General features: G+C 68.9%; 17 protein-coding genes and 2 tRNA genes. 13 read left to right on the top strand and 6 right to left on the bottom strand.

What is annotated here, in order from left to right; all coding sequences use genetic code 11:
* Position 1: 1 nt before the first annotated feature.
* On the bottom strand, positions 2 to 292 hold the full coding sequence (locus IEY12_RS08955) for an EMC6-like membrane protein (RefSeq protein ID WP_188882840.1): 291 nt from the start codon (positions 290 to 292) through the stop codon (positions 2 to 4).
* A gap of 125 nt (positions 293 to 417) precedes the next feature.
* On the opposite strand from IEY12_RS08955, the gene IEY12_RS08950 reads away from it, so the two are divergent.
* Complete coding sequence (locus IEY12_RS08950) at positions 418 to 693, top strand: ArsR family transcriptional regulator (RefSeq protein ID WP_123074373.1); 276 nt, start codon at positions 418 to 420, stop codon at positions 691 to 693.
* An 89-nt stretch (positions 694 to 782) separates the two neighbouring features.
* On the opposite strand, the gene IEY12_RS08945 is transcribed toward IEY12_RS08950, so the two are convergent.
* Positions 783 to 2,669: a PINc/VapC family ATPase gene (locus tag IEY12_RS08945; protein ID WP_188882832.1), complete on the bottom strand. Its 1,887-nt coding sequence runs from the start codon at positions 2,667 to 2,669 to the stop codon at positions 783 to 785.
* Positions 2,670 to 2,824: 155 nt separating this feature from the next.
* Here IEY12_RS08945 and IEY12_RS08940 point away from each other — a divergent pair, with 155 nt between their 5' ends.
* From IEY12_RS08940 to IEY12_RS08930, 3 genes are all read left to right on the top strand, one after another.
* Positions 2,825 to 4,021, top strand: a complete 1,197-nt coding sequence (locus tag IEY12_RS08940) for a M20 family metallopeptidase (protein WP_188882829.1) — start codon at positions 2,825 to 2,827, stop codon at positions 4,019 to 4,021.
* 73 nt (positions 4,022 to 4,094) lie between these two features.
* The gene (locus IEY12_RS08935; RefSeq protein ID WP_188882825.1) at positions 4,095 to 5,606 is read left to right on the top strand and encodes a carboxypeptidase M32; all 1,512 of its coding nucleotides are present in this window, start codon (positions 4,095 to 4,097) and stop codon (positions 5,604 to 5,606) included.
* 106 nt (positions 5,607 to 5,712) lie between these two features.
* A complete protein-coding gene (locus IEY12_RS08930) occupies positions 5,713 to 5,883 on the top strand; it encodes an HVO_0416 family zinc finger protein (protein WP_176969838.1) in 171 nt (56 codons plus the stop codon).
* 50 nt (positions 5,884 to 5,933) lie between these two features.
* Here IEY12_RS08930 and IEY12_RS08925 read toward each other — a convergent pair whose 3' ends face one another.
* Both IEY12_RS08925 and IEY12_RS08920 read right to left on the bottom strand, forming a co-directional pair.
* Positions 5,934 to 7,859 carry an ABC transporter ATP-binding protein gene (locus IEY12_RS08925; RefSeq protein ID WP_188882823.1) on the bottom strand — a complete coding sequence of 642 codons (1,926 nt, stop codon included), beginning with the start codon at positions 7,857 to 7,859 and terminating at the stop codon, positions 5,934 to 5,936.
* 42 nt (positions 7,860 to 7,901) lie between these two features.
* A complete protein-coding gene (locus tag IEY12_RS08920; RefSeq protein WP_188882821.1) occupies positions 7,902 to 8,405 on the bottom strand; it encodes a DUF192 domain-containing protein in 504 nt (167 codons plus the stop codon).
* Between the two features lie 82 nt (positions 8,406 to 8,487).
* On the opposite strand from IEY12_RS08920, the gene IEY12_RS08915 reads away from it, so the two are divergent.
* The 3 genes from IEY12_RS08915 to IEY12_RS08905 all read left to right on the top strand — a co-directional run bounded on the left by IEY12_RS08915 (position 8,488) and on the right by IEY12_RS08905 (position 9,263).
* Positions 8,488 to 8,560, top strand: a tRNA-Val gene (locus IEY12_RS08915).
* A 243-nt stretch (positions 8,561 to 8,803) separates the two neighbouring features.
* Positions 8,804 to 8,877: transfer RNA gene (locus IEY12_RS08910), tRNA-Phe, on the top strand.
* Between the two features lie 191 nt (positions 8,878 to 9,068).
* On the top strand, positions 9,069 to 9,263 hold the full coding sequence (locus IEY12_RS08905) for a cold-shock protein (protein ID WP_021780643.1): 195 nt from the start codon (positions 9,069 to 9,071) through the stop codon (positions 9,261 to 9,263).
* Positions 9,264 to 9,492: 229 nt separating this feature from the next.
* On the opposite strand, the gene IEY12_RS08900 is transcribed toward IEY12_RS08905, so the two are convergent.
* Positions 9,493 to 11,325: a helicase HerA domain-containing protein gene (locus IEY12_RS08900; RefSeq protein WP_188882818.1), complete on the bottom strand. Its 1,833-nt coding sequence runs from the start codon at positions 11,323 to 11,325 to the stop codon at positions 9,493 to 9,495.
* Positions 11,326 to 11,499: 174 nt separating this feature from the next.
* On the opposite strand from IEY12_RS08900, the gene IEY12_RS08895 reads away from it, so the two are divergent.
* The 5 genes from IEY12_RS08895 to IEY12_RS08875 all read left to right on the top strand — a co-directional run bounded on the left by IEY12_RS08895 (position 11,500) and on the right by IEY12_RS08875 (position 17,046).
* Positions 11,500 to 12,612, top strand: a complete 1,113-nt coding sequence (locus tag IEY12_RS08895) for a hypothetical protein (protein WP_188882801.1) — start codon at positions 11,500 to 11,502, stop codon at positions 12,610 to 12,612.
* Positions 12,613 to 12,662: 50 nt separating this feature from the next.
* The gene (locus IEY12_RS08890; protein WP_188882795.1) at positions 12,663 to 14,432 is read left to right on the top strand and encodes an ABC transporter substrate-binding protein; all 1,770 of its coding nucleotides are present in this window, start codon (positions 12,663 to 12,665) and stop codon (positions 14,430 to 14,432) included.
* The gene (locus IEY12_RS08885) at positions 14,429 to 15,277 is read left to right on the top strand and encodes a phosphatase PAP2 family protein (protein ID WP_188882793.1); all 849 of its coding nucleotides are present in this window, start codon (positions 14,429 to 14,431) and stop codon (positions 15,275 to 15,277) included. Before IEY12_RS08890 ends, IEY12_RS08885 begins: the two co-directional genes overlap by 4 nt.
* Positions 15,278 to 15,606: 329 nt before the next feature.
* Complete coding sequence (locus IEY12_RS08880; RefSeq protein ID WP_188882786.1) at positions 15,607 to 16,143, top strand: 50S ribosomal protein L16; 537 nt, start codon at positions 15,607 to 15,609, stop codon at positions 16,141 to 16,143.
* Between the two features lie 42 nt (positions 16,144 to 16,185).
* Entirely contained in the window at positions 16,186 to 17,046 is an 861-nt protein-coding gene (locus IEY12_RS08875; RefSeq protein ID WP_188882784.1) for an ATP-grasp domain-containing protein, read from the top strand.
* Here the strand turns inward: IEY12_RS08875 and IEY12_RS08870 are convergent, their stop codons facing one another.
* Positions 17,047 to 17,433: an Hsp20/alpha crystallin family protein gene (locus IEY12_RS08870; protein WP_188882782.1), complete on the bottom strand. Its 387-nt coding sequence runs from the start codon at positions 17,431 to 17,433 to the stop codon at positions 17,047 to 17,049.
* Positions 17,434 to 17,587: 154 nt separating this feature from the next.
* Between IEY12_RS08870 and gap the strand changes: the two genes are divergently transcribed.
* Positions 17,588 to 18,634, top strand: a complete 1,047-nt coding sequence (gap, locus tag IEY12_RS08865; protein WP_188882780.1) for a type I glyceraldehyde-3-phosphate dehydrogenase — start codon at positions 17,588 to 17,590, stop codon at positions 18,632 to 18,634.
* Positions 18,635 to 18,774 lie beyond the last annotated feature (140 nt).

Here is an 18,774-nt window from a genome sequence, read left to right as displayed (position 1 = left end):
ATTACGCGGTGGAGAGGAGGATGCCCCAGCTGACGAACCAGAGGCAGAAGGTCATGAAGGCGGTGTAGAGGTGGTCCTTCGTGGAGAAGCCCTCGACGTCGACCCCGAGGAGGCGGACGGCCCCGAGGTTGAGGGCGAGCGCCGCGAGCAGGGGCAGGACCCCGACCTGATCGGTCGCCCCGGCCGCGACGACGTTCGAGACGACGCCGGCCGCGACGCCGCTCAGGCACGCCACCGTCGTCACGGTGACGCCACGGCGGTGTGCGGCCTGCTTGTCCAGTGTCTCGGTCATACCACTCATTCCTCGGGCGAGGTGCAAAAGGGGTTCGCTTGGCCACTCGCGCGCACCGACCGGTGAGACGCCCGCGAATCTCCGCTGAAACGTCCCCGTACATTTATAGTTATGTAGCGTTTCGGATGGAAGCGATGGGTAGCGATACGCTAGAAGACCTCCCTCCGAGCGCGAAACTCGTCTACAAGGTACTCGAGTACGACGGCCCGAAGACGCAGAAAGGAATCGTCGAGGAGTCCATGCTCTCCGCGCGTACCGTCCGGTACGCTCTCGACCGCCTCAAGGACCGCGACGCCGTCCGCGAGGACATCTACTTCGCGGACGCCCGCCAGAGCCTCTACAAACTCACGTGTCCGGACTGCGAGCCGGAGGCGAAGAACGAGAACGAAGCAACTCCCTGAGCACTCCTCTCTCTCGACGCTCGACCCCCGATAGCGACGCCTCCGAACGCCCACTCGCTACCCGCTCGCCGCCCCGTCCCGTGTCCGATTTACTCCTGTACGACCGTGATGAGGAGCTCGCGGTCGATGGCGCGCTCTAGCTCCTCGGCGATCGCCGACCCCCGCGAGATCTGGATGTCGCCGCCGCGACTCACCGTCGCCGTGCAGAGGTACTCGCCGTCCGCGCGGACCTCGACGGTCTCGCCGGGGCTCGCGCGCTCGACGGGGATGATGATGTGCTGGCCGGTGATCTCCGGCGTCACGACCTCGCCGTCGCTCTCGCCGGCCGTCGCGCCCGCAGTCGCGGCGTCCGCTCCGCCCGACCCGCCCTGTTCGGGCGCGCTCGCGTGGTCGGGGCGGTCCTCGAAGGTGCGGACGTCGATGGTGAGCCCGAGGCGGTTCTCGATGTCCTGGATGCGTCCGCCGCCCTTCCCGATGACGTGACTGATGTCGTCCTCGGTGACGTAGACGACCGCCTGATTGCCGCCGCGGAGCTCGACTTCGACGGGACCACGGGTCGCCGAGCGGACCTCGCGCTCGATCTCGTTCTTCGCGAGCTTGTCGACGCCGGACTCGCTGGGCCCGCTCTCGCCGTCGAGGGGGACGGTGACGACCTGTCGGTTGAACGTGTAGATCTCGTAGGCCGGCGTCTTCGTCTCGAAGTCCCGCACCTGGATGACGGGCCGCGCGAGGTCCTCCTCCATGAGGCCCTCGGGCACCTTCACCTCGGTCGTCACGTCGTAGACGGTGTCGACGTCGCCGTCCTCGATGTACACCACGGTGTCGACGATCTGCGGGATCATCCCGAGCTCGACGCGACCGACGAGACGCTGGAGGGCGTCGATGGGGCGCGTCGCGTGGACGACGCCGACCATCCCGACGCCGGCGAGACGCATGTCGCTGAAGACCTCGAAGTCGTCGGTCTTCCGGACCTCGTCGTAGATGGTGTAGTCCGGGCGCACCATCAGGAGGGAGTCCGCCGTCTTCTCCATCGACCCGCCGAGCTCGGTGTACTGCGTGACCTCCTTGCCGACCTGGAGGTCGCGCGGCTTCTCCATCGTCTTCACGACGTAGCCGTTCTCGTCGAGGAACTCGGCGACGGCCTGCGCGAACGTCGACTTCCCCGCGCCCGGCGCGCCCGCGATGAGGACGCCCCGGTCGCGCTCGAGGAGACGCTCCTTCAGGTCCTCCTCGTGCTCGTAGTCCGCCATCGTCGTCTTCGCGATGGGGCGCACGGCCGTGATCTCGACGCCGTCTGAGAACGGCGGCGTCGCGATCGCGATCCGCATGTCGCGCACCTGCGCGATGGTCATCCCCTCCTCGGAGAGCTCGATGAAGGCGTCGTCGCTTCGCTTCGCGGTGTCGCGGATCTCCGTCGCGTACTCCTTCAGCGTCTCCGAGTCGAGCTCGGTCTCGCCGATGGGCTGGTAGGTGATGCTCCCGATGTCGCCGCGCTTGGCCATCGGGACGACGCCGTCCTTCAGGTGGACGCTCATCGTCGCGTCGTCGAAGTAGTCCTCGATGGCGAGCGCCTCGACCTCGCGGGCCTCCGGTTCGAGGTACTCGACGTCGATCCCCTTCGCCTTCGCCACCTCGGCCTGCACGATGTCGGACGTGACGAACGTCGCGTCGTACTCGACGGCGGTGTCGCGGATCTTCGCGTCGATGGCGCCGGCGGCGGCGCGCTGGATCTCCGTCTCGCTCGCGCGCTCGCCGACGTACTCGACGTCGATTTCGCCGCTGTCCGCGAGGTCGGCCAACCGCTGGAGCTCCGAGAGGCCGTCCCAGCCGATCTCGCGGCCCTTGTTCGCCTGGGCCTCGATCTCGCCGACGACGGCTTCGGGGACGTAGACGGTGGCCCCGGCGTACTCGCCGCTCTCCACGCGTCGGGAGATGCGGCCGTCGATGACCACGCTCGTGTCCGGGACGATTTTCATGCCCCCGCCTATTCGCCGATGCCGGATAAGCGTGTTCAAGAACCCGCCGGTCGGCCGCGATTCCGGCCGCCTCACCGGGGATGCGCCCGGAACGCCGCCCTCGCTCGTCACCCTCGCCCGACCGAACTTTGCCCCTCGCGTATCATCCCGATCGTATGGACGAACTCGAGTCGCTGACGCGCGACCTCGTGGCGATTCCGTCCCACGACGACGAGACGGCGGTCGGCGACCGCATCGAAGGGTGGCTCCGCGAGCACACCGACGCGCGGGTCGTCCGCGACGACGCGCCCGGCGGCGGCAACGTCGTCGCCCGGCGCGCGATCGGCACCGAGACGCCGTCCGACGACGCGTCCCCTGCCGGCGAACGTGACGATGGGGCGCCCGCGTCGCTCGCGCTCGTCGGCCACCACGACGTCGTCGCGCCCGCCGACGACCAACTCGCCGACGACGGCGAGTCGTACGCCGTCTCCGAGTCGGACGGACGCCTCTACGGGCGTGGAACGGCGGACATGACGGGCGCGCTCGCCGCGATGCTCCTCGCCTTCCGCGACGTCGACGAGCGCCGTGGTTCCGGGGGGAGTCGGAACTCCGCGAACTCCGGAGAGACCGCGCCCGCCGGCGAGCTCGTCTTCGCGTCGTTCACCGGCGAGGAGGCGGGCGGGGTCGGCGCGCGCCACGCCATCGACGCCGGCTTCGCGCCCGACTACGCGGTCGTCGGCGAGGGCTCGACGGGCTACTCCACAGCCGGCACCGTGGACGTCGCCGTCGCGCACAAGGGCCGACGCGGGAGCAGGCTGGACGTCACCGGAACGGCCGCGCACGCGAGCGAACCCGAGAGCGGCGAGAACGCGGTCTATCGGGCGTGCGACGCCGTCGACGTCGTCCGCGAGCTGTCGGCGCCCGAGACGGAGGTGCTCGGGAACGCGCTCGCGGGGAGCCTCGCCGTCACCGGCATCGACGGCGGGAGCGCGTGGAACGTCGTGCCGGACGCCTGCGAGGTGACGGTCGACGAGCGCACCGTCCCGGGCGAGCGCGCGCCGCTCGCATGCGCGGAAGACGTCGCGGGCGTCGAGTGGGTCGTCGAGCAGGACCTCCCGCCGATGGCGTGCGACGACGCGGCGTACGCGGACGCCGTCGAGGCGTCTCTCGGGGACGTACAGGAGGCGGCCCCCGAGCAGGTGGTGAAGCCACACGCGACCGACGCCGGGTGGCTCGCGGACGCCGGGACCACCTGCGTCGTCGTCGGCCCCGCCGAACCCGGCGAGGCGCACACCGACGCGGAGAGCGTCTCGCTCGACGCCCTCCGCACGTGTCGGGCCGCCTACCGCGACGTCGCGGAGACGTGGCTCTGAGCGGGCGCGTGTCGGCGGCCGTCGGGTGCCGCGACAGGTGGGTTCTTGTGGGCGCGCCGCCGTCCGTTCGTGTATGGCGGACCACCGCGACGACGCCCCCGACGCCTACCGCGAACTGCTCGAACAGTACGAACGCCTCACCGCGCTCGGCGGCGCGCAGGGCGTGCTCTCGTGGGACCAGCAGGTGATGATGCCCGAGGGCGGGAACCCCGCGCGCTCGAAGCAGCTCTCCGTGCTCTCCGGGCTGAATCACGACCTGATGACGGACGACGTCGTCGCCGACGCGCTCGCCGACCTCGAACCGGCCGACTGCACGGACGAGCGGGCCGCCGTCGTGCGCGAGATCGAGCGCCAGCACGTCCGGGCCGAGCGCGTCCCGCGCGACCTCGTCGAGGAGATCTCCCAGACGTCCAGCGAGGCCCTCCAGGCGTGGGAGGAGGCCCGCGAGAACGACGACTTCGAGGCGTTCGCGCCCTACCTCGAGGAACTGGTCGACCTCAAACGCGAGTACGCCGAGCACATCGACCCCGACCGGGACCCCTACGCGGTGCTCTTCGAGGAGTACGAGCCGTACATCGACCTCGAGACCGCCGAGCGCGTCCTCGGGCGCCTCCGCGAGGAACTCGTCCCGCTCGTCGAGGAGATTCAGGCCTCGGACGCCGACCTCGCCGCGCCCTTCGAGGGCGAGACGTTCGACGCCGACGCCCAGGAGGCGTTCTCGCGCGACGTCCTCGACGCGCTGGGCTACGACTGGGAGCGCGGCCGCCTCGACACCTCGACGCACCCGTTCACCGCCGGGAACCAGTTCGACACGCGGATCACGACGCGCTTCAGCGAGGACGAGCCGCTCGACTCGATGATGAGCACCGTCCACGAGTTCGGTCACGCCCAGTACAACCTCGGCCTCCCGCGCGAGGAGTACGGGACGCCGCTCGGTGAGGCCCGCGACCTCACCGTCCACGAGTCCCAGTCGCGCCTCTGGGAGAACCACGTCGGGCGCTCGACGGCGTTCTGGGAGCGCTTCGCGCCGACGCTCCGCGAGCAGTTCCCGGCGCTCGCGGACGCCACGGCCGGGGACCTCTACGAGGCCGCGAACCAGGTCTACCCGGACAACCTGATCCGCGTCGAGGCGGACGAACTCACCTACCACATGCACATCGTCCTGCGCTTCGAGATCGAGCGCGACCTCATCTCCGGCGACCTCGACGTCGCGGACGTCCCCGAGGTCTGGAACGAGAAGATGGACGAGTACCTCGGCGTCCGCCCCGAGACGGACGCGGAGGGCTGTCTACAGGACATCCACTGGAGCCACGGCAATTTCGGCTACTTCCCGACGTACTCGCTCGGGAGCGTCCTCGCCGCGCAGCTCTACGCGCACGCGGCGGCCGACATCGACGACCTCGACGCGACGGTCGCCGACGGCGAGTTCGACGCCCTGCGCGAGTGGCTCGGCGAGCGCGTCCACCGACACGGCTGCCGGTACACGACGCCCGAACTCGTCGAGGAGGCCACCGGCGAGTCGTACACGGCCGACTACTTCCTAGACTACGCGAAATCGAAGTTCGGGGACCTCTACGACCTCTGAGGCCGTCCGCCACCCTCTCCGCCCCGTTCCGCCTTCTCGCGGGCCGTCCCACGGCGTTGGAGCCTCCACAAAGGTTATTACTGTGGTGTGGTATAGCACACCGTGTATGTCGAGTGCACAGCGGGATACCGACTCGGTTCTGGACTCGTTCCTCGAGAGCAACGGCCACGACGTCGAGGGCTGGGACCGAAGCTATAGCAAGAAGCAGTGTCCCGACTGCGGGGGCATCCACGACACGGACGCCCGCGAGTGCACCGTCTGCGGCTGGTCGCCCTGAGCACACCCCTCGCTTTCGCCGCACCGCGCCACCGACGGTGAGCGGTCGCGTCAGTCGTCGGTCGCGTCCGCGTCCTCCACCGTCGCCGCGCGCCGGCTCGCGCGCTCCACGAACTCGTCCGGGAGCTCTTCGATCTCGCCGGCCTGCACGCCCCAGAGGTTCGCGTAGAGGCCGTCCTCGGCGAGCAGGTCCTCGTGCGTGCCGCGCTCGACCACCTGCCCGTCCTCGAGGACGAGGATGGTGTCCGCGTCCTTGATCGTCGAGAGGCGGTGGGCGATGGCGAACGTCGTCCGATCCTCGGTCAACTCGTCGAGCGAGCGCTGGATGAGCATCTCCGTCTCCGTGTCGACGTCGGAGGTGGCTTCGTCCAGCACCATGATGTCGGGGTCCTTCAGCACCGCACGCGCGATGTCGATGCGCTGGCGCTGGCCGCCCGAGAGCTTCACGCCGCGCTCGCCCACCATCGTCTCGTAGCCGTCCGGGAGGTTCTGGATGAACTCGTGGGCCTCGGCGGCCTTCGCGGCCGCGACGACGTCCTCGTGGTCGGCGTCGAACGTCCCGTACCGGATGTTTTCCGCGACCGTCCCGTAGAAGAGGAAGGTGTCCTGCGAGACGTAGCCGATGGCCTGCCGGAGGCTCGGGAGCGTCACCCCCGCGATGTCCCGGCCGTCGATACGTATCTCGCCCGAATCCGGGTCGTACATCCGCAGGAGGAGCTTGAGCACCGTCGACTTCCCCGCGCCCGTCGGCCCGACGAGCGCGAGCGTCTCCCCGCCCGCGACGTCGAAGGAGACGTCCTCGATTATCGTCTCGCCGTCGTCGTAACCGAACGTCACGCCGTCGTAGACCACCTCGCCGTCGTCGACGTCGAGCTCGGTGGCGTTCGGGTCCTGCGCGATGCGCGACGGCTGGTCCATCAGGCCGAAGACGCGCTCGCTCGACGCGCGAGCGCGCTGGTACATGTTGATTATCTGCCCGAACTGCGCCATCGGCCAGATGAACTGCTGGCTCAACTGGATGAAGACGACGAAGCCACCGATGGTGAGCGCGCCGCCCACGCCGAACGGCGCGCCCACCGCCACCCAGTACGCACCGACGAGGAACGTCAGCACGAAGCCGAGGCCCGCGATGACGCGCAGCGCCGGGAAGAACTTGATGCGCACCGTGATCGCCCCCCAGTTCGCGTCGAAGTAGCTCCGCGAGACGTCCTCGACGCGCTCGTCCTCGAACTCCTCCGTGTTCGACGTCTTGATGACCTGGATGCCGCCGAGGTTGTTCTCGAGGCGCGAGTTCAGCTTCCCGACCGACGTCCGCACGTCCGCGTACTTCGGCTGGATGGTCTTGATGAACCAGTACGTGAAGAGCGCGATGACGGGCACGGGGAGCATCGTCAACAGCGCGAGCCGCCAGTTGTAGCTGACGAGGACGACCGCGACGCCGACCACCATCACCGCGAGGCGCAGCGCCGAGTTCAGCCCGTCGTTCAGGAAGCGTTCGAGCCGGTTCACGTCGTTCGAGAGGACGGACATCATCTCGCCCGTCTGCTTCTCCGCGAAGAACTCCATGTTCAGCCGCTGCATCTTCTCGTAGGTGTCCGTGCGCACCGCGTGCTGGACGTGCTGGCTGAAGGAGTTCCACCCCCAGTTGCGCAGCCAGTGGAAGCCCGCGCCCAGCACGAACGACCCCGCGACGATGCCGGCCGCGACGAGCACCTGCTCGCTCGTCGTCCACCCGCCCCGGATCGACGCCGGGAGGAAGCCGAGGAACGCCCCGTTGTTCCGGAGGATGGTGTCGATGGCGTAGCCGAGCATCACCGGCGGAACCAGATCGAGGAGGCGCGCGAACACGGAGGCGACGACGCCGACGACGAACTGCGGCAGGTAGTCGCGTCCGTACTCCGTGAAGAGACGGTACATGGCGTTCCCGGACTCCTCACGGACGTCCTCGAACGGGTCACCGTCGGTCTCGAAACTCATTCCCCGAGACCGACGGTCCTGTCGCGCAAAAGCGTTGGCCCGTCACCCGTCGCTCTCCGCTTTCGCCGCCGCGCCGTACCCGATCGTCACGCGGTCGCCCGCCGCGACGCCGTGGCGCGTCGTCCACCCCTCGGGCACCTCCAGCACCCACTTCGCGCGCGCCGTGTAACCGCGATAGGGCGGCTCCTCCGGTTCCGCGTGGTAGATCCGTGTGATGCGGCCGTCCGCGCCGACGAACACCATGTCGATCGGGTAGTTCATCCCGCGCATCACGTACGTCCGCTCGGCCGCGCCCGCGTAGACGAACAGCATCCCCGAGCCGTTCGCGAGCGACGCCGTCCCCGAGAGCCCGCGATAGCGCTCGGCCTCCGAGTCCGCGACCGTCGCGTTCACGACGCCGAGGACCGTGCCGTTCGCGTCCGCGACCGTCACCGTCGCGCGCTCGTGGCCGCTCACCCCGAGGAGGGAGTACGCGACGACGCCGACGACCAGCACCGCGACGACGAGCGCGAGCGCCGTCGTCACTCGTCGCGTGCGCGCGTCCATACCCCGGAACAGTCGCGGACGCCGCCTAAGGCTTCCGTCGAAAGGAAACCGTTTTGCCGCGCGTCCGCCACTCTCCACGTGCGGGTCCGTGGTCTAGTGGTTATGACGTCTCCCTTACAAGGAGAAGGCCGGTGGTTCAAATCCGCCCGGACCCATCCCGTGACGAACGGACGTGCGGAGCGGACGGTCCGCGGATTCTGAATCAGGGAGTGGCGCGACGCGGAACGACCGTGGTTCAAATCCGCCCGGACCCACTGCTTCTGCGCCGCGCGCGACGACGCGTTCGGAAGGACCGCGACCGACCGTTCTGCCTCCGCCCGCCGCCACTCCCCTCGCGCTCGCAGCGCCCGTCCGTTTCGTAACCCTTTTTTCCGCGCTCCACTTCGGGTAGGGTGCACGCCGCCTTAGCTCAGACTGGGAGAGCACTCGACTGAAGATCGAGCTGTCCCCGGTTCAAATCCGGGAGGCGGCATTTTCCTGCGAACCAAGCGAGCAGTGGAGCTGCTCGCGACCGCGGTTTGAACCACGGAGCCACAGCCGCGCGACGCGAGCGGCATCGCATCCGTTAGCGCACACTCGTCACCAGCTACACCAGATCCGTCCGCTCGAACGACGGGCTATCACACAAAGGTTATCCGTGTGGAGCCGTTCCGTTCAGAGGCAATGGCGAAAGGCGTAGTTGATTTCTTCAACGACACTGGCGGCTACGGATTCATCGAGACTGACGACGCGGACGAGGACGTCTTCTTCCACATGGAAGACGTCGGCGGCCCCGACCTCGAAGAGGGTCAGGAGGTCGAGTTCGACATCGAGGAGGCCGAGAAGGGTCCCCGCGCGACGAACCTCACCCGCCTGTAATCGTTGAAGGAGTGCCGCCCCAGGGCGGCCATCGCGGTAACGGTTTCCGACTCCCGGAAGCGCTGACGGTTGCGGTGTGAGCGAATCCGGTCACTTATCCACATTCGGAGCGGTACGGTTCTCCCGGTCGCTCCGCCGCATTTTTCGAGGCACACGACGCCACGAGTCGTAACTCCCGCTATCGACGCGTCCGGGGCGTTCGTCTTCCGCGACGCCTCACCCGGTGTCGCTAGTCGACGCGCCACTGCGCGCCGAGTTCGCCGAGTTCGGCGCGGTCGTCCGCGTCCGTGTCAGCGAGTTCGCGAAGCGACGGCTCGTGGAACGCGTAGCGGCGCTCGCGGTCCCGGACGACGAGGTCGCGCCCACGGAGCTCGACGAGCAGGCTGTGAACCGCGTCCACGGTCGCGTCCGCCTCCTCGGCGAGCGTGTGCGCCGTCCGCGGCCCCGCGGCGAGCGCGTCGTAGACCGCGTCCGCGACGCGCTCGTTGCACCGCGACCCCCGCCGCGCGGCGTCGAGTCGCACGCGGACGGCGGTCGCGTCGAGCAGCGACTCCGGGCCGCCGGCGCCGGCCCCGGCCGTCGCATCGCCGTCCCGTGTAGCCGGGGGGTCTCGCGCCCCGCTCTCGTGCCCGCCTCGCTCGCGCTCGGCGGACCGCTGGAGGCGGTCGAGCACGTCCGTGATCGACTCCTCCGGCTCGAGCGCCTCGTACTCGGTGTCGTCGGACGATCCGTCGGCGTCCGACGGGTCGTCGCTCGCACCGAGCGCCGCGAGTTGCGCCTCGAAGCTATCCGTGGCGTCCGCCGCCTCACCGTTGGTCCTGTCGCCGTCGTCCGCACCGCCGCGCGCGGCCGCGCTCTCCACTCCGCCGTCGCCGTTCGCGGAGTCGGTCGTCGAGCGCGCCGCCTCCGCGTCCGCGAGTCGCGCTTCGAGCTCGTCGATGCGCTCGCGCAACGCCGCGACGTCGCCCCGCACTTTCTCCCCCGTCTCTCCCGCGTCCGCGAGCGTCGCCTGTGCCGCGTCGGCGTCGCCGTGTGCGACGGCGTTCGCGAGCTTGCGCGCGGCCGCCGAGACGTCTCGTGCCCGTTCGAGTTCGTCCTCAAGTTCGGCGATGCGCGCCTCGCGGTTCTCCAGCTTCCGCTCGAGGTCTGCGATGCGGTCCTGCCGTTGCTCTTCCGCGCTCGTGATGTCCGAGAGGTCCTCGACGAGCGTGTCGCTCACCGACTTGAGCTCTGGGCGCTCGAAGTCGTCGAGGCCCGGTGTCGCGCCCGCGTCGAACGTCCGCTTGCGCTTGAACTGGACGCGCTCGACGGCGTCGTCCGTCCAGTCCGCCTGCACGAACGCCTCGCCGGCGTCGAGCTCGGAGACCGCCGCCTCGTACTCGCTCCCGACGATGCGCCCGACGACCTTCGTGTCGTTCTCCCACGTCAGCCGATGCCAGACGAGCCAGTTCGCCTGCGTGATGAAGTCCTTCTTGACGTCCGCCGGGCGCTGGCTGATGCCGACGACCCCGAGGCCGTGCTTGCGCCCGCGCTTCCCGACCTTGATGAGCATTCGGCCGGTCTCGCCCATCCCCGCGCCCTCCGGGATGTACTCGTGGACCTCCTCGACGACGAGGAGGAAGGGCTTCTTGAGCTTCTTCTCTTTCGCGAAGAGATGCTTCGCCGTCTCGAAGACGAGTTCGTCCGCCGCGTCCTCGTCGAGGAACCCCGAGACGTCGAGGATGACGGGGACGTTCTCGTCGAGGGCGATGTTCGCGAGGCGCTCGGCGTGCTCCGGGCTCACCTGGATGTCGCAGCCGTCGTCCGCGCCAGCGTGTAGGAGTTCGTACTCCTCCTTCAGGCCGTAGTACTCCCCGTCGGTGTCCACGACCAGTACGGGGTACTGGCGTTCGAGGAGTTCCTCGATGACCACCGAGACGGAGTTGCTCTTCCCGCTCCCCGACTTCCCCGTGATGAACGCGCGGCCCGTCAACACTTCCTCCGTCGGTAGCTCGAGCGGCGCGCCGTCGTCGGTTTCGCCGACCGGGAGGGCTCGCTCGTCGACGCCGTCGTCTGCGGACATATGGTTCGCTCTGACCGACGCCGGCCGCCGGGATGAAGGTTGCCCACGGCGCGCGGCGCGCGCCCCGCCGGCCCCGTCGGGCTGTCGTTAGTGGGGCACGAAGCCGACGACGCGGTCGTTGAGAGCCCGGCAGTCAGCTATTTGCATCGAGGCGGTGTAGCATAGCTCGAACCGATGTCGGCTCCGATCCGCCTCGCGCTCGTCGTCGCCGCCGCCGTCGCCCTCGCCGGCCTGACCGGCCTCGCGGTCGACGCGCACGCGGCCGATTCCGGTGACGCCGCCCCCTCCGACGCGGCACTCGTCCACGTCGGCGACGACGCGCTCTGGCCGTACACGAGCAGGACGCGCTCGGTGGCGGGTCGAACGCTCGCGGTCAACGTCCTCGTTCACGGGGATACCGACGGAGTCCGGCGCACCTTCCTCGACCGCGACTGGGAGCGCGGGGGGGACTCACAGCTCATCCCGTGGCGCTCAGCGCACGGAGCGACGCGTTTCACGTACGCCGCCGTGAACGGCTCGGGACGGTGGCTCTCCGAATCGTTCCAAGCGAACGACGGCTCGTACTTCGGGTCCCGTCTCCACGTTCGGGGCTACACGCCCGCGTCGGCGAACTGGACGGCGGTACAGGCCCACGAGGAGTACTGGGACTGGTTCCGGCTCCGACACACCGTCGTCGGCGTCGACTCCGCGCAGTCCGCGGTCGCCGACGACCTCCGGATGACGCCCGGCGTCGCGCGCGTCACCCACCGCTCGCTCGGGAACGCCGGTCGCGTGAACGGGGACGGCGTGGCCACCGTCGTCGTCTTCGCCGTGCCCCTCCTCGGCTCACTCGGCTGGTTCCGTCGCGTCGCTCTCCGTCGCGGTCTGCTCGTCGCCGCGCTCCCGGTCGCGCTCGTCGCTACCGTCCGCGTCGGTGCAGTCGCCGTCGACGGTGCGTTCGTGGGCGTCCCACCGAAAGCCGTCGCCGCACTGCTCTATCCGGTCCTCGCGCTCGTGCTCCCGTGGCTGACCGCTCGACTCGCCCGCCCGCTTTCACCGCTCGCGGCGTTCCTCGCCGCCACCGTCGGTGGGGCCGCCGCGTTCGCACTCGACCTGCTCGCCGTCGGCGTCACCGCACCGCCCGTCGGCCTCCTCACGCACCGTGTCTCGCTCGCGCTCGCGCTCGGTCTCCTCGCGGCCGCCGTCGCCGACTCGTCCGGGAGGTCGGAGCGGACCCCCACGGCCGCAGTGTTCGCTTCGGTCGTCGTCTGGGGACTCGTTCTCCTGCGCGCCCTCTTCGGACTCTGAGTTGGCTAACAGTACGGTTATGTGCCCCTGGGCACGTCACAGTAGGACACATGAGCGGGGACGACGACGCCGACGGGTCGCGGGCTACTCGTCGGTCGGTACTCGCCGCGACCGGTGTCGGTCTCGCCGCGTCGAGCGCCGGCTGTGTCGACCGCGTGCAAGCCCTCATGACTCGCGACACCCCGTCGACGGTCTCCCTCTCCGTCAAGACCGTTCCGGCGGACACCGATCCGGTCGCCACCACCATCGCCAGACGCCTCGTCGACCGGCTCTCGATGGGCGGCATCGACGCCGATATCGTCCTCCAGCGGGAGTCCGAGCTCTACCGTGACGTCCTCATCAACCACGACTTCGACGTCTACGTCGGCCGCCACCCCGGTCGATACGACCCCGATTTCCTCTACTCTCTGCTCCGCTCGACCTTCGACGGCGAACCCGGCTGGCAGAACCCGTTCGGATTCGCCGACCTGACCGTCGACGACCACCTCGATGCGCAGCGCTCGACGTCGGGCAGCACGCGGCGGACGCACGTCTCCGCCGTCCAGCGCGAAATCGCGTCCCAACAGCCGTTCACTCCTCTCGCCCACCCCGATACCCTCGGTGCCGCCCGTACGGACCGCTTCGAGGGCTGGCATCGCTTCCCCGTCGATTCGCCGCTCCGCTATCTCGCGCTCGAGGCGTCCGGCGCGGCGGCGGACGCTGGCCGGACGCGACTCCGCGTCGCGATGACCGACGGTCGCGTGACGCGAAACCTCAACCCGCTCGGGGTCGAGTACCGGAGCTACGGGACGATTCTCGGCCTCCTCTACGACCCCCTCGCGCGATACGTCAGGGGGGAACTGGTCCCGTGGCAAGCCCGCGCGTGGTCGTGGGACGGTGATACCGCGACGCTCGAGCTACGCGACGGAGCCACGTGGCACGACGGAAAGCCGCTCACCGCCGACGACGTCGCGTTCACGTACCGCTTCCTCACCGATACCTCGCTGGGCAATCGCGAGTCCCCCGTCCCCGCACCACGGTTCCGGGGGCGGACTTCGCTCGTCGATCGCGTCGTCGTCGACGACGACCACACGCTCCGTCTCTCGTGCGGCGACGCGTCACCGGCGGTCGCCGAGCGTGCGTTCACCCTCCCGATCCTTCCGAAACACGTCTGGGAGGACAAGTGCCAACCGGCGGACATCGCCGGCGTCTTGCAGTTCGACGGCATCACGAAGGCGCTCGTCTGGCCGAATCGCTCGCCCGTCGGCAGCGGACCGCTTCGCGTCACTGACGTCACCGAGGGGACCTCGATCACGCTCGAGCGGTTCGACGACTACGCGGTGACCGACGTCGACGGCCCCCTCGACCCCGATGTCGCGTTCGACGAACTGTCCGTCCGCGTCGCCCCGTCGGACGCCGCGGCGGTCTCGCTCATTAGCGAGGGCGATGCCGACGCCACTGCGACACCGCTCATCCCGAGCGCCGTCCCGCGCGTCGAGATCGACGACGCCCTCACGCTGCTCTCCGACAGGTCGCGGTCGTTCTACCACGTCGGGTACAACAACCGCACGTCTCCGCTGACGAACCCGCGTTTCCGGCGCGTCGTCGCAGAGCTCCTCGACACGCGCGCACTCGTCGACGACGTCTTCGACGGCCACGCCGTACCGACGGCATCACCGCTCTCCCACGAGTGGGTCCCCGACGACCCGTCGTGGGACGACGGCGATCCGCGGCTCTCGTTCTACGGGCCGGACGGCGACTTCGACGGCGCCGCCGTCCGAGAGGCGTTCCGCGACGCCGGATACGCCTATACGAGTGAAGGGGTGCTCACCGAACAATGACGCTCGCTGACGTCCTGCTGCACGTCTTCGCCGTCGTCGGGGCTCTCACTCTCACCGGCTCCGTCGCCATCGTGGGTCGCCCCCAGCTCTACACGGCGGCCGCGGACACTCGTCGACGGGTGCGCTCGGTCCTTCCGTACTTCGTCCTCCTCGCGGGCGTCCTCCTCGTGAACAAGGTCGCCCGACAGGTCGGCCCGGATATCTCCTGGATCATCGGCTGGAACATCACGGGGGCCATCTTCGCCCTCGAAGGGGGCTTCGTCGCGTGGGTCCAGTCGTTCGCCACGCCGCCGCTTACCGCGTACTTCTCGGCGGTGTACGTCTACGGCTACGTCTTCCTCCTCGTGTTCCCGCTGGTCGCGTACTTCGCACTCCCCGACCGGCGCCCGCTCCGACACCTCATACTCACGCTCGCCATCAACTACTCCATCGGCCTCCTCTTCTACGTCCTCTTCATCGCCTACGGGCCGCGGAACCTGATGCCGGAGATGGTGAACTCCCTCCTCTACACGTCGTGGCCACAGTCCCGACTCCTCACGAGTCAGGTGAACACGAACACGAACGTCTTCCCGTCGCTTCATACCTCCCTGTCGGTCTCCGTCGCGGTGCTCGCGCATCGAACGCGTGCAGCGCTCCCCCGGTGGTTCCCGGTCGCGGCGGTACTCGCGCTGAGCGTCGATCTCTCGACGATGTATCTCGGGATCCACTGGCTGACCGACGTCGTCGCCGGCATCGCCCTCGGCGTCGGGAGCGTCCTGCTCGCCGGCCGACTCGACGAGCGGATACAGGCGTCCGGGCTCGGGTTGGCGCTCGAGCGCCGCGTCGGTCGTCTCCTCCGACGATGATGCATCGGTCCGCCAGCACTCTCGGGGCGCTCGCTTCGCACACCCCTGCGAACGCCCGCGGCTCACGGCTCTCTCGGCCGCCGTTCGCTCGCTCGGCGGGGGACTCGCTCGCGCTCGTCTCCGCTCGTGCTCACGCATCGCTCTCGCCGGTCGCTCCGCAGTCGCGTATCCGTTCCCGACGCTTCGCTTTGCTCAGCGCCGTGAACGCCCCCCGGCTCATGGCTCCCCCTCGGTCGCCGTTCGCTCGTTCGGCGGAGACTCGCTCGCGCTCGTCTCCGCCAGTTCGAAGGCTTTAACCGCACGCTAGCCGTCAGACTCGGGTAGTAACCATGGCCGACAATCCCGCCTCCATGTATCGGACTATCGACAAGCCGTCGTACACCCGACGGGAGTACATCACGGGTATCCCCGGCTCCAAGATCGCGCAGTTCAAGATGGGGGACCTCCAGTCCGACCCCGAGGACTACGCCGTCCAGATCAGCCTGAAGACCGAGGAGGAGTGCCAGCTCCGCCACGGCTCGCTCGAGGCCTCCCGCCTCTCCGCGAACCGCCACCTCATCAAGGAACTCGGCGAGGGCAACTACAAGATGATCCTCCGCAAGTTCCCTCACCAGGTCCTCCGCGAGAACAAGCAGGCGACCGGTGCGGGTGCGGACCGCGTTTCCGACGGGATGCGCCAGGCGTTCGGCGTTCCCGTGGGGACCGCGACGCGCATCTACCCGAACGAGCGCCTCTTCACCGCGTGGTGTGACGTCGACCAGGCCCCCGCCGTCAAGGAGGCCTTCCGTCGCGCCTACAACAAGATCACGCCGCCGTGCAAGATCGACGTCGAGCACGGTCAGGACCTCCTCACGAAGATCGACTAACGGAGCACGAGGGCTTTTTCCTCGCTCCCGCTAAGGACGCACATGTTCCGCCTCGCGTTCGCAAACGCCGCCGAGACCTTCGAGCGCGTCCGCGCCCCGCTCGCCGAGCGCGGCATCGACGCCGAAGCGGTCTCGGCGTCACATGGTTCGTACTCCCTCTCCGACCCGCCGTTCAGCGTCGAGGCGTTCGACGCGGGCTACGTCTTCCCGGGCCGACTCATGGAGGGCGGGGTCCTCGACGCGTGGCTCGACGTCCCGTGGCTGAACGACCGCGAGGACGTCCTCACGTCGCGGAACAAAGCCGGGGTGCTCGCGACGCTCGAACGCGCCGGCGTCCCGGTTCCCGAGACGGTGATGCTGTCGAACCCGGCCGACACCGCCGACCTCGAGGACGCCTACGCGGCCATCCCGGGCACCGTCGTCGTGAAGCCGAACTCGACGACGCGCGGCATCGGCGTCGCGAAGGCCGCCGACCTCGACTCCTTTCTCGGCATCGCCGACTACCTCGACCTCGTGCACGACTACCGGGCGACCGGTGACCGCTCCTACCTCGTTCAGGAGTACCTCCCGGACGCGCGCGACTACCGCGTGATGGTGCTCGACGGCGAGGTGGTCGGAACGGTCGAGCGCCGCCTCCCCGACGCCGCGCGCGAGACGGGGCGCTGGAAGCACAACGTCCACCGTGGCGCCGACGCGGTCGCCGCCGACCCGAGTCCGGCCGTTCTGGACCTCGCCGAGCGCGCGGCGGCCGCGCTCGACATCCGGTTCCTCGGCGTGGACGTACTGGAGACCGACGAGCGCGTCGTCGTGAACGAGACGAACGCGCGCCCGACGATCGACGACGAAGAGAAGTACGACGAGGGGTTCTACGACCGCTTCGCGGCGGCCGTGAAGTCGCTCTAGTTACTCGAAGCCGATGTTCGCGGACTCCTCGGCGCGCTCGAAGGTGACTTCGAGGACGCCGTTGTTGTAGCTCGCGTTCCCGGAGCGCTCGTCGACGCGCGACGGGAGTTCGATGCGCTCGTCGTACTCGCGGGCGTCCGTCGCGGCGCTGATGGTGAGGATGCGCCCGTCGCACTTCAGCGAGAGGTCGTCCCTCTCGACGCCGGGGAAGTCGCCGATGACGCGGATCTCGTCCTCGCTCTCTTGGACGTCGAGATGCGTGTCGCTCCCGAAGCCGGCGTCGTCGTAGCCGGACTCGTTCGGGGAGTTGCGCATCATGTCGTCCATCATACGCTCGATCTCGCGGAAGAAGTCGTCGAAGGGGTCGTCCCGGTCGTCGCGTCTCATACCGCCGAATACGCCGCTCGCGGCCAAAAGGTTTCGGGGTGTCGGCGATCGCCGGACGATCCGCAACTTCTTGCGGAGGAGTACCGTGATATACATAGTCTACCGCTGGCTCGTTCCGTCGGGTTTTAAGCCCGATGATTGGTATTACTCAAGTATGAGTGAACTCTCCCTCGACGCCGAGGAAACGGGCGAAGTCGTGCGCGTGGGACTGAACGGGTTCGGCCGCATCGGACGCAACGTCTTCCGCGCCGCCCTCGAGGACCCTCGCATCGACCTCGTCGGCATCAACGACGTCATGGACTTCGACGACATGGAGTACCTCGCGCAGTACGACACCGTCATGGGACGCCTCGACGGCGTCGAGCGCGACGGCGACGAACTCGTCGTGAACGGCTCCAGCGTCCAGCTCCTCAACGTTCAGGACCCCACCGACCTCCCGTGGGGCGAGCAGGACGTCGACGTCGCCCTCGAGTGTACGGGCATCTTCCGCGAGCGCGGCCAAGCCGCCCAGCACGTCGAGGCCGGCGCCGAGAAGGTCGTCATCTCCGCGCCGCCGAAGGGCGAGGAGCCCGTGAAGCAGCTCGTCTACGGCGTCAACCACGACGAGTACGACGGCGAGGACGTCGTCTCGAACGCCTCCTGTACGACGAACTCCGTCACGCCGGTCGCGAAGGTGCTCGACGAGGAGTTCGGCATCGAGACGGGGACTCTGACGACCGTCCACGCCTACACGGGTTCGCAGTCGCTCATCGACGGCCCGCAGGGGAAGACCCGTCGCGGGCGCGCCGCCGCCGAGAACATCGTCCCGACCTCCACGGGCGCCGCACAGGCCGCCACCGAGATCCTCCCCGCGCTCAAGGGCAAACTCGACGGGATGGCGATTCGGGTCCCGGTCCCGAACGGCTCGATCACCGAACTCGTCGTCGACCTCGACGCGGAGGGCATCACCGCCGAGGAGATCAACGACGCGTTCCGCGACGCCGCCGACTCCGGCCCGCTCGCCGGCGTCCTCGGCTACACGGACGACGAAGTCGTCTCCAGCGACATCCTCGGCCTCCCGTTCAGTTCCACGGTCGACCTGAACTCCACGAACGTCATCGGCGAGAACGGCGAGCTCGTGAAGATCCTCACGTGGTACGACAACGAGTACGGCTTCTCGAACCGCCTGCTCGACGTCTCCGCGTACATCACGCAGTACTAGTCGCGCCACGCGCGACAGAACGAACGGCGAAGCCGTGAGGACGTCGCCCTCCGGGCGACGATACCGCGAGCGGCGACGCCGTGAGCGGGGCGCGCCACGCGCGACTGAACGAACGAGCGGCGAAGCCGCGAGCAACGTCG

The sequence above is a fragment of the Halarchaeum grantii genome (genome assembly GCF_014647455.2).
In the GTDB taxonomy this organism is placed as follows: domain Archaea; phylum Halobacteriota; class Halobacteria; order Halobacteriales; family Halobacteriaceae; genus Halarchaeum; species Halarchaeum grantii.
This window is presented reverse-complemented; position numbering and strand designations above follow the sequence as displayed.